Here is a 14,793-nt window from a genome sequence, read left to right as displayed (position 1 = left end):
AACCGGCCGCGAAAGTCGCAACCGGTCCATATGGCCTTGCGGCCCGACGGTCCTTTAGCGACTTGTTTAACGTGGCTGCAAGCCGACCGGCCAAATCACCACGGGATAACGACCCTTTAGACCTCACCTGCGCTTGCGTCAATTGCCGGCTTCATTAAGAGGTTTGTACCAGGCAGGTTCCGCAATAATATCCAGCGGTTTTGCGGCAAGAACCTGCCACAAAGAGACCGACCTTGGAGCGGAGCCAGCCTTTTGCGGCAGACAGGCATTCTTCCCGATCAGGACATTTCCGCGCTGTTTCAGTCCGGCGCGCTGAAGTCGCCGCGCGCGCTCGATGTCGACCAGGTGCAGCCGGCGAGCCTCGATCTCAGGCTCGGCGACAAGGCTTTTCGCGTGCGCGCCTCCTTCCTGCCGGGTCCCGATCATCTGGTGGCCGACAAGCTTCACCGGCTGAAATTGCATGAGTTCAGTCTCGCCGAGGGCGCGGTGCTGGAAACCGGCTGCGTCTACATCGTGCCGCTGCTCGAAAGCCTGGCGCTGCCCGCAAACGTGTCGGCCTCGGCCAACCCGAAGAGCTCGACCGGCCGGCTCGACATCTTCACCCGGGTGATGACCGATCGCGGCCATGAGTTCGACAAGATCGCCCCCGGCTATCACGGGCCGCTTTATCTCGAAGTCAGTCCGCGCACCTTCCCGATCGTCGTACGCGCCGGATCGAGGCTGTCGCAGATCCGCTTTCGCACCGGCAACGCGCTGTTGTCGGAGGCAGAACTGAACGAATTGCACCGCGCCGAGATGCTGGTGGCGACCGAGCCGCCCAACATTTCCGGCGGCGGCATTGCGCTGTCGATCGATCTTGACGGCGACCAGAACGGCCTGGTCGGCTATCGCGGCAAGCATCACACCGGCTTGGTCGATGTCGACAAGCGCGCCGCCCAGGATGCCGTCGATTTCTGGGAGCCGCTCTATAAGAGCGGCGCCGGCGAACTGGTGCTCGACCCGGACGAGTTCTACATCCTGGTCAGCCGCGAAGCCGTGCACGTGCCGCCGCTCTACGCCGCCGAGATGACGCCCTTCGATCCGCTGGTTGGCGAATTCCGTGTTCACTATGCCGGCTTCTTCGATCCGGGCTTCGGCCATTCGGCCTCAGGCGGCACCGGCAGCCGGGCGGTGCTCGAAGTGCGCAGCCACGAAGTGCCGTTCATCCTCGACCACGGCCAGATCGTCGGCCGGCTGGTCTACGAACACATGCTGAAGCGGCCGCAGGCGCTTTACGGCACCGATCTCGGCTCGAATTACCAGGCGCAAGGCCTCAAGCTCTCCAAGCATTTCCGCCCCGCCGGCTGAACCTTCGATCACCGTCAGGCAAAATACTTGCCTGCGCTGCCTCACCATGCTTGGCTGCCTTTCGGTGGCCGGCAAGAGAACGGCGCGCAAGGGGAACCGAAATGCAGATTTCAAGATGGATCATATCGGCAGCGAGCGCTGCCATGCTGGTGATATCGGCCGGCTCGCTGGCTGAGGCGCAGGAGAAATTGAAGATCGGCACCGAGGGCGCCTATCCGCCCTTCAACACCATCACCGCGGACGGCAAGATCGAGGGCTTCGACATCGACATTGCCAATGCGCTGTGTGCGCAGATGAAGGTCGAGTGCGAGATCGTCACCCAGGACTGGGACGGCATCATCCCGGCGCTGCAGGCGAAAAAGTTCGACGCCATCATCGCCTCGATGAGCATCACCGAGGAGCGCAAGAAACAGGTCGCCTTCACCAACAAATACTACACGACGCCGCTGGCGCTGGTGGCGCCGAAGGACAGCGACCTCACTTCCACCGAACCGGCAGCCCTTGCCGGCAAGACGGTGGGCGCGCAGGCCTCGACCACTCAGGCCGACTATGCGCAGGACGCCTATGGCAAGGCCGGCGCCGAGGCGAAACTCTACCCCACCCAGGAAGAGGCGATCACCGACTTGCAGAACGGCCGTCTCGACGCCGTCATCTCCGACAAATTCGTGCTGATGGACTGGCTGAAGAAGGCGAGCGACGGCTGCTGCAAGCTTGTCGGTGACGTCAAGGGCACCGAGACGCAAGCCGGCATCGCTGTCCGCCTGGAGGACACGGCACTTCGCGACAAGCTCAACGCGGCGATAGACGCCATCGTCGCCGACGGCACCTACAAGAAGATCCAGGCCAAGTATTTCGACTTCGATATTTATTGACGGTGGGCGCTGCCAATCTCCCCCCTCAAGGAGGGAGATTACGCTCTCAAAGCGCCTTCACCGCCACCTTAACCGGCTGCTCAATCTCCAGCGGGTTGCGCAGCGGCAGGCCGAAATCCCCGGCCTCGATCTCGAACACGTCGCCAGCCTGAGTCTTGATGCCGTCGGCAAAGGACAGCGTCGCCGTGCCGAACATGTGCACATGCACGTCGCCCGGCTGGCGGAAGGCCGAATATTTGAAGTGATGATGTTCGAGATTGGCGATTGTGTGCGACATGTTCGCTTCGCCCGACAGGAACGGCTTTTCCCACAGCAAATTGCTGTCGCGATAGATTCGCGATGAGCCCCTGACGTCGGCCGGCAGGTCGCCGATCAGGATTTCCGGCCCGAACGAGGCGTTGCGCAGTTTGGAATGTGCCAGGAACAGATAGTTCACCCGCTCGGTAACATGATCGGAAAACTCGTTCGACAGCGTGAAGCCGACGCGGAACGGCGCGCCGTCGTCGCCGATGACATAGATGCCGGCGATTTCCGGCTCCTCGCCGGCGTCCTGCGCAAAGGCCGGCGACATCAGTGCGGCGCCCGGCGCCACCGCCATGGTGCCGTTGCCCTTGTAGAACCATTCCGGCTGCACGCCGGTCTGGCCCTTGGCCGGCTTGCCGCCTTCGAGCCCCATGCGGAACATCTTCATGGAATCGGTAAGCTGCTCCTCGCCGCCATCGCTGAGCTTCTTGTGCATGGAATCGCGCGTCGCCGCCGAGCCGAGATGGGTCAGGCCGGTGCCGGTCAGATGCAGATGCGCAGGATCGGGATGGTTGATCGGCGACACCAGCCGGCCCTTCTTGTAGACGGCGTCGAGGTCTATCGCTTCACCGAACCCCTTGCGCTCGATCAGCGCGGCGAGGCCCGTTCCGGTGCGCGCGGCTTCCATGGCCAGCGAATAGACGCTGCGGGCGCCGTTGATGATCCTGGTCTTGCCGCCGCCATTGCGGGCGACGACGCGGATGGTCTCGGCGTCGTCGAGGATCTGGGAGATTAGCATGATGAAATCCTCTCTCATGTGCCTTGGCCGGGTTGCCCCTTGGCAAACCTTGACCTGCGCGGCTCGGACCTCGCCGCGCCACGGGTTGAACTCTTCGTCCGGATTGCGCTCGCGAGCTCCATCCCTCGGGGGACTTCTTATGCCGACAACTTGCCGGCTGCGCCGCGACCGTATGCCTCCTGCTTGCCTCGCTGAAGCTTGTCAGGCCTTGTTCTTGTTGTAGACGTCGAAGATCACGGCGCCGAGCAGCACCAGGCCTTTGACCACCTGCTGCCAGTCGACATTGACGCCCATGATCGACATGCCGTTGTTCATCACGCCCATGATGAAGCCGCCGACGACCGCCCCGATAACCTGGCCGACGCCGCCCATCGCCGAGGCGCCGCCGATGAACACTGCGGCGATGACGTCGAGCTCCGAGCCGAGACCCGCCGCCGGCACCGCCTGGCCGAGACGAGCCGCGATGATCAGGCCGCCAAGCGCCGACAGCACGCCCATATTGATGAACACCATCAGCGTCAGCCGCTCGGTGTTGATGCCCGACAGCTGCGCCGCCTTGGGATTGCCGCCCATGGCGTAGATGCGCCTCCCGATGGTCATGCGCTTGGTGACGAAGACGAACAGCGTGATCAGCACGCCCATGACCAGCAGCACCACGGGCAGGCCGCGGTAGCTGGCAAACTCATAGACCAGGAACAGCGCCAGCGCGCTGGCGACCAGCGTCTTGACAACGAACAGGGTGAAGGGCTCGGCCTCATAACCATGGCGTTCTCGTTTGCGCCGGGTGCGGACCCCGAAATAGGCATAGGCGAGCACGGCGATCAGCCCCAGCACGACCGTCGTCATGTGCAGGGTCACGCCGCTGCCCATGATGGTCTTGCCGGCTGCGTTCACGACCGGCGGGACGAGCGTCAGTGGGCCGATCACATCCGGGATGAAGCCGGAGCTGAGCATCTTGAAGTCGTCGGGAAGCGGACCCACCGACGAGCCGCCGCCAAGCAACGCCTGGCAAATGCCGCGGAAGATCAGCATGCCGGCCAGCGTGACAATGAAGCTCGGTATCCGGTGATAGGCGATCCAATACCCTTGCGCGGCGCCGATCAGGCCACCCGCGACCAGGCAGACGATCGAAACCACCAGCGGATTGCTCAGCGGTCCGAGCTGCCAGATAACCATCATGTTTGCCGCCAGCGCGCCGATGAAACCGGCGACCGATCCGACGCTGAGGTCGATATAGCCCGATACGATCACCAGCAGCATGCCCAGCGCCATCACGATGATGAAGGAGTTCTGCTGCACCAGATTGCTGAGATTGACCGGCTTGAACAACGTCCCCGACGTGGTGAACTGGAAGAACAGCATGATGACGATCAGCGCTATGATCAGCCCGTATTCGCGCAAATTCGTCGCCAGCGCCGAGACGGCGATGCGCGGGCGCTGTTCGTCGGCGACGTTGCCCTGCGGGGCGGGGGCGCTTTCGGTGCTCATGCTGCTTTTCCTTCTCCCCGGACGATGGCGCGCATTATCTTTTCCTGGCTTGCTTCCGCCGCCGGCATTTCGCCCACCATGCGCCCTTCGTTCATGACGTAGATGCGGTCGGTAATCCCTAGCAATTCCGGCATTTCCGACGAGATGACCACGATCGCCTTACCCTCCGAGGCAAGGCGCGCGATGATCGTGTAGATTTCATACTTGGCGCCGACATCAATGCCGCGTGTCGGCTCGTCGAGGATCAGCACGTCAGGGTCGGCAAACAACCACTTCGACAGCACCACCTTCTGCTGGTTGCCGCCGGAAAGATTGCCGGTCATCTGATAGACGCTTGACGCACGGATATTGGTCTTCTTGCGATAGTCGTTGGCGACCGCAAGTTCGCGCATGTCGTCGATCACGCTGTGGCGCGACACGCCGTCGAGATTGGCCAGCGTAATGTTATGCTTGATATGGTCGATGAGGTTGAGGCCGTAGGTCTTGCGGTCCTCGGTGACATAGGCGATGCCGTGTTGGACCGCCTTGCTTACCGACGAGACATCGACCGGCTTGCCCTTGAGCAGCACTTCGCCGGTGATGCGGCGGCCATAGGAGCGGCCGAACAGGCTCATGGCGAATTCGGTGCGGCCGGCGCCCATCAGCCCGGCGATGCCGACCACCTCGCCCTTGCGCACATTGATGTCGATGCCCTTGATCACCTGCCGCTCGGCATGGAGCGGGTGATAGACCGACCAGTTTTTCACCTCGAACACGACTTCGCCGATCTTGGGCTCGCGCGGCGGATAGCGGTCGTCGAGCGAACGGCCGACCATCGAGGTGATGATGCGGTCTTCGGAGATATCCTTCTTGGCCAGCGTCTCGATGGTGCGCCCGTCACGGATGACGGTTACCTTGTCGGCGACCCGGTTGATCTCGTTGAGCTTGTGCGAGATCAGGATCGAGGTCATGCCTTGGCGCTTGAATTCGAGCAGAAGATCGAGCAGCGCCTGGCTGTCTTTCTCGCTGAGCGACGCGGTCGGCTCATCGAGGATCAAAAGCTTGACGTCCTTGCTCAGCGCCTTGGCGATCTCGACCAGCTGCTGCTTGCCGACGCCGATATTGGTGATCAGTGTCTTGGGGTCCTCCTTGAGGCCCACCTTCTTCAACAGGGCAGCGGTGCGCGCCTCGTTGGCATCCCAGTCGATGACGCCGTATCGGGCGTTTTCGTTGCCGAGGAAGATATTTTCGGTGATCGACAGCATCGGCACCAGCGCTAGCTCCTGGTGGATGATGACGATGCCCTTGTGTTCGCTGTCATGGATACCTTTGAACTGGCATTCCTGACCCTGAAAAATGATCTGGCCGTCATAGGTGCCGGCGGGATAGACGCCCGACAGAACCTTCATCAGCGTCGACTTGCCGGCGCCGTTCTCGCCAACCACGGCGTGGATCTCGCCTTCTTCGACGCTGAGGTTGACGTTCGACAGCGCCTTCACGCCGGGGAACGTCTTGGTGATGTCGCGCATCTCCAAAATCGTCGTCATCAGGGCAAGCTCCTCCTGTTGCATGTCGCTCCAAAGTGCTTGCGGTTTGAGGCAACGACATGCACGCAAACTAAGTCCGGTAGAAACAATACCGGGGTCGCTTGTGAACGGAAAGGGGTCCTGCGTCGCGCAGGACCCCTGTCTTTATAAACGGATTACTTCAGTTCGTCGGCCTTGATGTAGCCGGAGTCGACGACCAGTGCCTGGTAGTTCGACTTGTCGACCTCATGCGGCGTCAAAAGGATCGAGGGGACGACCTTGACGTCGTTATTGTAGGTCTTTTCATCGAGGCCGTCCGGCTTGCCGCCCGAGAGCACCTTGTCGACGAGTTCGACGGTGGCCTTGGCCAGTTCGCGGGTGTCCTTGAACACGGTCGAGTATTGCTCGCCCGTGATGATCAGCTTGACCGAAGCGGTCTCGGCGTCCTGGCCGGTCACGATCGGCCACGGCTGGGCGTCGGTGCCGTAACCGACGGCGCGCAGCGAAGCGGTGATGCCGCGCGACAGGCCGTCATAGGGCGAAAGAACGCCATCGACGCGGCTGCCGTCCGAGTAGTTGGCCGACAGCAGGTTGTCCATGCGCGCCTGGGCGGTGGCGGCGAGCCAGCGCAGCGTGCCGACCTTGTCCATGCCGGTCTGGCCGGACTTGATCTTGATCGAGCCGTCATCGATCAGCGGCTGCAGCACCGAGATTGCGCCGTTGTAGAAGAAGAAGGCGTTGTTGTCGTCCGGCGAGCCGCCGAACAGTTCGACGTTCCACGGCTTGGTGTTCGGGAAGCGCTCCTTGAGGCCCTTGACCAGCGAGTTCGCCTGGATCACGCCGACGCCGAAATTGTCGAAGGTGGTGTAGTAATCGACATTGGCGGTCTTCTTGATCAGGCGGTCATACGCGACGACGACGACGCCGGCGTCAGCGGCCTTCTGCAGCGCGTCCGACAGGGTCGTGCCGTCGATCGAAGCGATGATCAGCGCCTTCGGGCCCTTGGTGATTTCGTTTTCCAGCTGGCTGAGCTGGTTGGGGATGTCGTCCTGCGCGTACTGCAGGTCGACCGTGTAGCCGAGAGCTTCGAGCTGGGACTTGACGGCATCGCCGTCATTGATCCAGCGCTGCGAGGTCTTGGTCGGCATCAGCACGCCGACAAGACCCTTGTCGGCTGCGTGCGCCGAGTAGGTCATGGCAGCGATGCCAAGGGCCGCGACGGCGGCCAGTGTCTTGATGATTTTCACGTAAAACTCTCCCTGGTTGATGGACGCGACACCTCGGGGCTTCGCGGGCCGCGCAGTCGGGCGGATGCACCAAAGCGCCGCCGCCGTCATAATCGATCTCCGGTATCCTCCCAATCGGCCCTCAGTCTTGATTTAAATCGATACGATTTTGCTCGTCATCGACCGTCAAGTCTTGAGGACGCGCGAAAGTGTGACCCTTTGCCATAACTGTCAAATGCGATCTTCGGTGGTTGCTATACCAAAACCGGTATATGACTAAACCGGGCTGGAACAGTGGCGGAAGCGGGAAAAGGCATGGCGGCTTTACGAGGTCCTCAAGGAATTTCAAGCGGTTACGATGAATTGCCGGGCGATGGCGAGACACTTCTGCGTAGCGGCTTGAGCCTGCGTCACATGCGCATGATCGCAGCACTCGACGATCACGGTCGGGTGAGTGCTGCCGCCCAGGTGATGAACATCTCGCAGCCGGCGGCCTCGCGCATGATTTCCGAGATGGAAGCGGTGCTCGAGGTGAAGCTCTGCGAAAGGCTGCCGCGCGGCATCACACTCACCCCTTACGGCAAGGCGCTGGCCCGGCGCGCGCGCTCGATCCTGCTCGAAATGCGCGAGGCCGACCGCGAAATATCGGAGCTCAAGGCCGGCAAGGGCGGCTCGGTGTTCCTTGGCGCGGTGACGGCGCCGGCGATCGAACTGGCGGTCCCGGCGATCCGCGAGATACGCCGCCTCTATCCGCGCATCGAGATTACCATGCAGGTCGAGACGTCGAATGTGCTGGCGCGCGAACTGATCGCCACGCGCCATGATTTCATCATCGCCCGTGTTCCCGAAGACCTCAATCCGCGCCTGTTCGAATCCCGTGTCATCGGCGTCGAGAAGGCCTGCCTGATCGTGCGTCGCGGCCACCCGCTGAGCAATGGCCATCCTCTTAACAATGGGAGGGCGGTGCGGCTGGAGGACACCGCCGCCTTCGACTGGGTGTTCCAGTCGGGCGGGTCGCCGCTGCGCCAGGCGATGGAGAGCAATTTCCTGAACCGCAACATCGCCCTGCCGGACCGCATCCTCAACACCTCGTCGCTGCTGCTCACACTGGTCATGGTGGCGCAGTCCGACGCCATCGCCCCGGTGTCGATCCAGGTGGCAAAATTCATCCAGAACCCCGACGGTCTCGCCGGCGCCATCGATGTCGTCCAGACCGAGTTTGACATCGAGGTCCGCCCCTACAGCCTGATCACGGTGAAGAACCGCGTCCTGTCGCCGGCAGCCAAGATGCTGCACGATTTTATCTTGCGGGAGGTGGGATAGGAACTGGAGCGGGTAGAGGGAATCGAACCCTCGCGTTCAGCTTGGGAAGCAGAAAATCCGCATTTTCTTAGCGAAACATAGCACTACCTTTTGGCCCCACATCCCTTAGACTAAAGGGGATTGAGGGTACATACTGACACATGGATGTTCACCGCAGCACCCATGAAAGGAGTGCCAAATTGTGCCAAAATTTACGGACCTTCTTATCAAGAGTTTGTCCGAAGGAGTGCATTTCGATGAGCGTACGCCCGCTTTCGGCATCCGCATAGGCAAGCATCGCAAGACCTGGTTAGTGGTCAAAGGCGTGAACCGCACGAAGGTTCGCTTGGGTCACTATCCCGATCTCAGCCTCGCAGATGCCAGGAAGATGGCACTGGTGGCTCTGGGAAGCCCGTTGTTGGCGAAGGAAGCCCCGACATTCCCTGTAGCTCTGAAGGCCTTTCTAGCCCAAGGAAAGTGGCGGCCGAAGTCGAGAATTGCCATTGAAAGCAGTCTGCGGCACTTCTCCTGGACAAAGACGATCGACAAGATAACTCATGAGGATGTGGCCACCGCTCTGGACGCGATCGAAGGACCCTCCGCCCGTGCTCATGCGCTGAAAGACATTCGATCGTTTTTCAATTGGACCGTTCCGAAGTATCTCGCCCATTCCCCCTGCCAAGGGATGAAGATGGGGAAGCAACCCTCACGAACCCGCGTCCTCAGCGACGCGGAGATAAAGGCCGTATGGAAGGGATGCGAGTCAATGGGACGTTTCGGAACCATCGTTCGTGTCCTAATTCTTAGTGGGCAACGCCGTGGAGAAATCGCCGGCATTGAGCAGGACATGATAGGTGATGAACGCGTGACACTCCCGCCATGGCTTACAAAAAACGACCGCGAACATACGTTCCCACTGTCAACATTTGGGACCGTAATGTTGGGCGAGATTCCCGGAGCTAATGTCTTCAACGACTGGCAGAGACAGAAGGGGAAACTGGACGAGGCGTCCGGTGTGACCGGCTGGGTACTGCACGATCTGCGCCGCACCTTTGCCACCGGCCTAGCAGCTCTTGGCGTCCCGATCCACATTACCGAACGGCTTCTCAACCACGTGAGCGGCACCCAGAGTGGAATCATCTCTGTGTACCAGCTTCACGAATATTGGAGTGAACAGGTCGCTGCTATGAACGCTTGGGAAAAACGAGTACTTTCAATCGTCCGCTAGTGGTCGAAACCAGCGGCTCATGAGCTGCTCCAACACGGAGTAGTTCCATGAACCAGGTGAGATTGTTAGTTGATTGGAAGTCACTCAAGGCAATGGGTTGGCCGTACTCACGCGTCCATACCTGGAGAATGATGGGCGGCGGATCGTTTCCCAGAGCTTCTAAACTCGGAAAGCACCGCAACTCACATCCAGTATGGAAACTGACCGACGTTCTCAAGGCCCTAGAGACTTTCGGCATTGTCTTCACTGACAAGGACGATACCCCGTAAAGGGGAGTTGAGCCGGGTGTCCAAACCCGGCTCTTCCTTTTTCAGGCCGGCAAAATCGGCGGCCGCAGTGGTCGCTAGCGCTAGCGTAACGGACACAAAGCGGCATCTGGCTAGCACTGGAGCCCTTCTTCCTGCCGGGATAAGGCTGCGTATATCCCGTTATACCATTCCACAGAGCCAATAAACGGCTCAGTTCCGCATAAATGTCGTCGGGCTCGCCGCCACGATCCAAATGCTTTTAAAAGCTCTATCGACCTTTTAACCCACTTGTCTCCGCCCGTCGTTCGGTAGTTACCACTACATTGAGTACGCTTTTTGGCAGGATCAGCCCTACGGTCGTGGTTGCGCGTCCACCGACGACACTTGTGCCGTAACATGATTTTGGAACAGTTACAGAACGAGAACCGTAGATGCAGCGCGGCTTGTCTTTTGAACTAAGCGCACAGAACCCAAGCGCGTTTTCGAGCCGGCGGCGACGAATATCTCACCACCTGATCTTGTGTTACGCTCGCAAGGGGGGCCGCTCATGGCAGCATTCATTGCTCTTGTAGTCTTCGTCATTTTGGGCATTTCGTTCCTGGTCAGCAGCGCCCCCCACGTTCGCGCGATTGGCTTTCTGAGCGTATGCATTGGGTTGGGAATATGGCTGTATTGGCTTTTCAACCATTCCGAATGGGCGAAAGACAAAGCGTTGAAAGCGCGCCACGCCGCAGAAGCAGCCGAGAAGGAACGCATCAGACAGGAGTTCGAGGACCGCTACGTTGACGTAGAAGATTTTCTCACCACGGTACAAGGACGGGTAAACGCCACCCTGGGAAAGGGTTTGCCGGATGAGTTGTACGAACCCATTCTCAACGCGCAGGTAAAAGCGCTGCGGCATTTTAAGTTCGAGAGGGAGGCGTACCAGCGGTATGTTGATGCTAGCGTCAGGAGCCTGGTTGGTTTCACGTTAGAGCTGCTGCCTTCGACTAAGGACACTGATAGCATCTTCGTAGTCCCGTTGCTCGATGTCATCAAGGAGCAAGGCCGGCTCGATGCGCTGGTGAGCTTGGCCAAACCGTTTCGTGATATGTCGGCTGAGTTCCGAGGTTCGCCCTACGACACAACGCTGCGTGCCGAAGACCCCAAGCTCCAAAAGGAATGGGACAAACTAGACGACAAGCTGATTAAGGAAATCGGCTACCCGGCGTTTGCCTCCCTTCATACCCTTGAAAACACTCCCTACGAGAAGCAGGGCATCCGAGAGCTATTCAACAACTTCAAAGTGCCGTTTGTTTTGGAGGACAAGGCCCGATTCCAGCACACCTGGATTATTTCTCCTACAGGTACGGGCAAGACCAGCCTCATCGAAAACCTCATCCTTCTGGATGTAGGGAAGATCATACATGAAGGCGCGTCCGTCATTGTCATGGACAGCCAGAACCAGATGATCCCGCGCCTGTTGTCTGTCTTTCACCCTGTAAACTCCGACCGCGTTATCTTACTGGAGCCCAACCCAAAACATCCGCTGGCGCTCAACCTGTTCGACAATCGGGCTATCGACTACGGCTCCTCACTAGAGATGGCTGACTTCATTCTTACCAGCCTTCTGGGCGCGGATATGACCGCAAAGCAGGCGGGCATTTTTCGCTACTTGGCCCAGGCGATGCAGGTCATCCCCGATGCTACCATTCTCGACTTTAAGGAATTTCTGAAAGAGGGCGGCTATCTGCGATATCGACCGCACCTCCAAAAGCTGGACCCTTACACGCTCGATTTCTTTGAGACGCGATATAATACGACTGACTTCAAGCCGACCCGTGGCGAGTTGTTCTGGCGGCTTGACGCCATCATGAGCGACCCCACTTTTCGCGATATGTTTTCCTCGCCACGTAATCGTTTGAATCTGTCGGCGGAAGTTGATCAAGGCAAGCTCATCTGCATCAACACCAACCTCAAGCTGCTTAAATCGAAGGGGACGGAGGTGTTTGGTCGCTACTTTCTTGCACTGATAAACCAGGTGATTGAGGGCCGTTTGGACGCAAAGAACCCGCCGCCCTTGTATGTGTATGTGGACGAGTGCCACGACTACATCGCCAATGAGCCGATGATAGAAAAGTTCATGGACAAGGCACGGAAACAGAATGTTGCGTTTACCTTCGCGCACCAGCGTCTCAACAATATTAAGAGCCCCGACGTGCGCGACGCCCTTACCACCGCCCGTGTGAAGTACGCAGGCCGCAGTGAACGAGACGCACCATTCGTAGCAAGTATCTTAGGTGTGTCACCCGAAACACTCACGAGCTTTCCCGCCGATCCACCCTTTCAGTTTGCTTTTAACCAGGGGAAGGCGACGACGATCCTCACCAACCGCCACCGGTTTATCGACAAGAAAATGGAGAGGCACGACAACTACGCTGAATACCAGAAGGCCATGTATGAGCGCTACTGCGTCCTTCCTGGCCACGACCCGTTCAAGGTGGCGACTCCTATCAAGGTTTCTACTCCGGAACCGCGTCAGCCCACCACCCAGCGCCAGGGGGAAGCGGATATCGATCCGGTGCCAGAATAATTTTGGGCTAGCATAGCAGGACACGGCAGATCACCTTGCTTCAAGGAGCCACATAGATCCCGATGCGATCCATCTCAGGGGCTGCTACATACTTGGCATGTCCCGATTTCAACCATCAGACGATGGAAAGGTACTCACGCTCACCGAGCGCGATTTGATGTGGTTTGAGAAGCTCCACCGCCATGGGCCCCTGCCTTCTAGGCACCTCTACCGGTTCTCCCGCTTTTTCCACAAGTCCGACCAGAAAGCCCAAGAACGCCTGGAGCACCTGACACGCCGCACTAAGACCCCGCACAGGGGCCGATATCTCTCTCGCCCCGAGGAACAACGAGCGACCGATCGGGCGCTCAGCAACTACATGGTGCATGACATCACCGACAAAGCGAAGCTGGCACTTAAGGATGCAGGCCGCTTTCACACCTACACACCTGTCCACGCCACGGGCAGACAGTGGATGCACGACTTCATGCTCTCCTGTTTCACCGCCTCTATTGAACTCGCTACCCTTGAAGACCCGCGCTTTGCATTCATATTCCATGACGAGATCTGCACCGCCTTGGGCGACACGCTTTCGTTTAACCTGGAATACAAAGACGAAAAAGGCTGGCAGCAGAAACGTCTGCTCAAGCCCGACCGTGCGTTTGGAATCAAATACCCGAACGGCACCATTCGTCGTTTCCTCATTGAAGCCGATCGGGGCACCGAGCAAAACAAGGTGAGCGAGGGCCGCAAGAGCGGCATTGATAATCTGCTCCAGTACACCGAGTTCATCGGAGAAGGTAGGTACCGCGAAGCTATGAATGTAAAAGGCGGCGTCATGTTGATTTACCTCATGACGTCCCCTGGCAAATTAGAGAATATTAAATCTCACCTCAATGAGATGACGGGCGGGTGCAATTACGTGATCTTCAAAGCGGTCGATGGTTTCGGTCATGTAATCAAGCCGCCGCTACCTATGCCCGAGTTGTTCACCACGCCGTTTGAGCGCGCCGGCAAGGACAGCTTCTATCTAAATCAATAGCTCGAAAGACCGAATCCGCAGCCGATCGTGCGTGAGCCTGCCTCTTGGACTCACGACGCCGATTAACGCTGGGCTTAAATGAAGGCGCTATTTATTTCACCTAGTTTGGCGTCGTGTAGTACTCGATCTCAACAGGCTTTCCGCCATAGGCGGAGAGGTACCACACTCCTACATATGACATCCAATACCCCGGGATGACCCCCCTTTGGCAGACAGTGCCAGAGGATTCCAGGCCAGGGCCATGGTAGATCTGTACGCAATCGCCCTCGCGCATGATCTTCCAGTTTACGTGGCGGGTGCCGTTTCGGGTGAGGTCCACCGGCCCCGCTATGCTCGATACCATCACCCCAGGCGGCAGTCTCTCTCCTCCTGGAAGGACCAGGATTAGAACCACTAAGAGCAAAGCCACGAGCCCCAGCGTGCCCACGATATACAGCACCAGCGTCACTTCATTGGAGATACTGCGATGTTTGATCGTCTCGCGAATAGGAGGTGGCGGCTCGTGAGGGAGCGTACCGAGCACCCTCTGCACTGTCTCGTCGGAAATGGCAGGCATGAGAAAATCCCCGTTTGGTGGAGGGTCAGCTTGTTCCTGTGCTTCGTCAATGCCACGGAGCGCAGGGCAGTTCCTCACACTGAAGCTCCTCGTTCCCGGCGCACCGCTCTACGATAAAGATTTCACCGATACGTGTCGTCGCAGTAGGCCGAAATGCGCTCCGCGCCGAGTGCAAAAGCCGACAGCCGGCATCAGCCAAAGGCAGCCTTTCGGATTTGCGTTTCGGAATGGCGGGAAGGGGGCAGAAAGCAGACAGGCGGCCCTAGGTTTCCGCGCGGAATGAAAAGCGGATAGATAGACAACAAGGCGGAGAACATATAGAGAACAATTCTGCGATGTCAAAACGGCGGTGATAGATCGTCGAAGGGGGTCAATCGTTCTCAATT

11 protein-coding genes and 1 riboswitch are annotated in these 14,793 nt (G+C 59.0%); of the genes, 6 read left to right on the top strand and 5 right to left on the bottom strand.

The window, feature by feature from the left end:
- Window positions 1-34: 34 nt before the first annotated feature.
- Window positions 35-112, bottom strand: a riboswitch (SAM riboswitch).
- Between the two features lie 140 nt (window positions 113-252).
- Window positions 253-1,347 (top strand): 2'-deoxycytidine 5'-triphosphate deaminase, encoded by a 1,095-nt coding sequence (locus tag NLY42_RS02920; RefSeq protein ID WP_023699517.1) that lies wholly within the window; start codon window positions 253-255, stop codon window positions 1,345-1,347.
- Window positions 1,348-1,448: 101 nt separating this feature from the next.
- Window positions 1,449-2,219 carry an ABC transporter substrate-binding protein gene (locus NLY42_RS02915; protein ID WP_023699518.1) on the top strand — a complete coding sequence of 257 codons (771 nt, stop codon included), beginning with the start codon at window positions 1,449-1,451 and terminating at the stop codon, window positions 2,217-2,219.
- Window positions 2,220-2,265: 46 nt separating this feature from the next.
- On the opposite strand, the gene araD1 is transcribed toward NLY42_RS02915, so the two are convergent.
- The 4 genes from araD1 to chvE form a co-directional block, all read right to left on the bottom strand.
- Complete coding sequence (gene araD1, locus NLY42_RS02910; RefSeq protein WP_023669636.1) at window positions 2,266-3,261, bottom strand: AraD1 family protein; 996 nt, start codon at window positions 3,259-3,261, stop codon at window positions 2,266-2,268.
- Between the two features lie 201 nt (window positions 3,262-3,462).
- Window positions 3,463-4,749, bottom strand: a complete 1,287-nt coding sequence (gene mmsB, locus NLY42_RS02905) for a multiple monosaccharide ABC transporter permease (RefSeq protein WP_023669637.1) — start codon at window positions 4,747-4,749, stop codon at window positions 3,463-3,465.
- Entirely contained in the window at window positions 4,746-6,278 is a 1,533-nt protein-coding gene (gene mmsA / locus NLY42_RS02900) for a multiple monosaccharide ABC transporter ATP-binding protein (RefSeq protein ID WP_027049369.1), read from the bottom strand. Before mmsA ends, mmsB begins: the two co-directional genes overlap by 4 nt.
- A gap of 152 nt (window positions 6,279-6,430) precedes the next feature.
- Window positions 6,431-7,501 carry a multiple monosaccharide ABC transporter substrate-binding protein gene (chvE, locus tag NLY42_RS02895; protein WP_023681943.1) on the bottom strand — a complete coding sequence of 357 codons (1,071 nt, stop codon included), beginning with the start codon at window positions 7,499-7,501 and terminating at the stop codon, window positions 6,431-6,433.
- Between the two features lie 294 nt (window positions 7,502-7,795).
- Here chvE and NLY42_RS02890 point away from each other — a divergent pair, with 294 nt between their 5' ends.
- The 4 genes from NLY42_RS02890 (at window position 7,796) to NLY42_RS02875 (ending at window position 13,851) form a co-directional block, all read left to right on the top strand.
- A complete protein-coding gene (locus tag NLY42_RS02890) occupies window positions 7,796-8,803 on the top strand; it encodes a LysR family transcriptional regulator (protein WP_023669640.1) in 1,008 nt (335 codons plus the stop codon).
- A gap of 181 nt (window positions 8,804-8,984) precedes the next feature.
- Complete coding sequence (locus tag NLY42_RS02885) at window positions 8,985-10,010, top strand: tyrosine-type recombinase/integrase (RefSeq protein ID WP_031244760.1); 1,026 nt, start codon at window positions 8,985-8,987, stop codon at window positions 10,008-10,010.
- 795 nt (window positions 10,011-10,805) lie between these two features.
- Window positions 10,806-12,830, top strand: coding sequence for a type IV secretory system conjugative DNA transfer family protein (locus NLY42_RS02880; protein WP_023755132.1), 2,025 nt, complete (start codon window positions 10,806-10,808; stop codon window positions 12,828-12,830).
- A 97-nt stretch (window positions 12,831-12,927) separates the two neighbouring features.
- Window positions 12,928-13,851, top strand: a complete 924-nt coding sequence (locus NLY42_RS02875; RefSeq protein WP_023755131.1) for a replication-relaxation family protein — start codon at window positions 12,928-12,930, stop codon at window positions 13,849-13,851.
- 100 nt (window positions 13,852-13,951) lie between these two features.
- Here the strand turns inward: NLY42_RS02875 and NLY42_RS02870 are convergent, their stop codons facing one another.
- Window positions 13,952-14,407 carry a hypothetical protein gene (locus tag NLY42_RS02870; RefSeq protein ID WP_023755130.1) on the bottom strand — a complete coding sequence of 152 codons (456 nt, stop codon included), beginning with the start codon at window positions 14,405-14,407 and terminating at the stop codon, window positions 13,952-13,954.
- Window positions 14,408-14,793 lie beyond the last annotated feature (386 nt).

The sequence above is a fragment of the Mesorhizobium sp. C372A genome, assembly GCF_030323245.1.
Classification (GTDB): Bacteria; Pseudomonadota; Alphaproteobacteria; order Rhizobiales; family Rhizobiaceae; genus Mesorhizobium.
The sequence above is the reverse complement of the archived record's forward strand: the minus strand, read 5'-3'. Positions and strand labels throughout refer to the sequence as shown.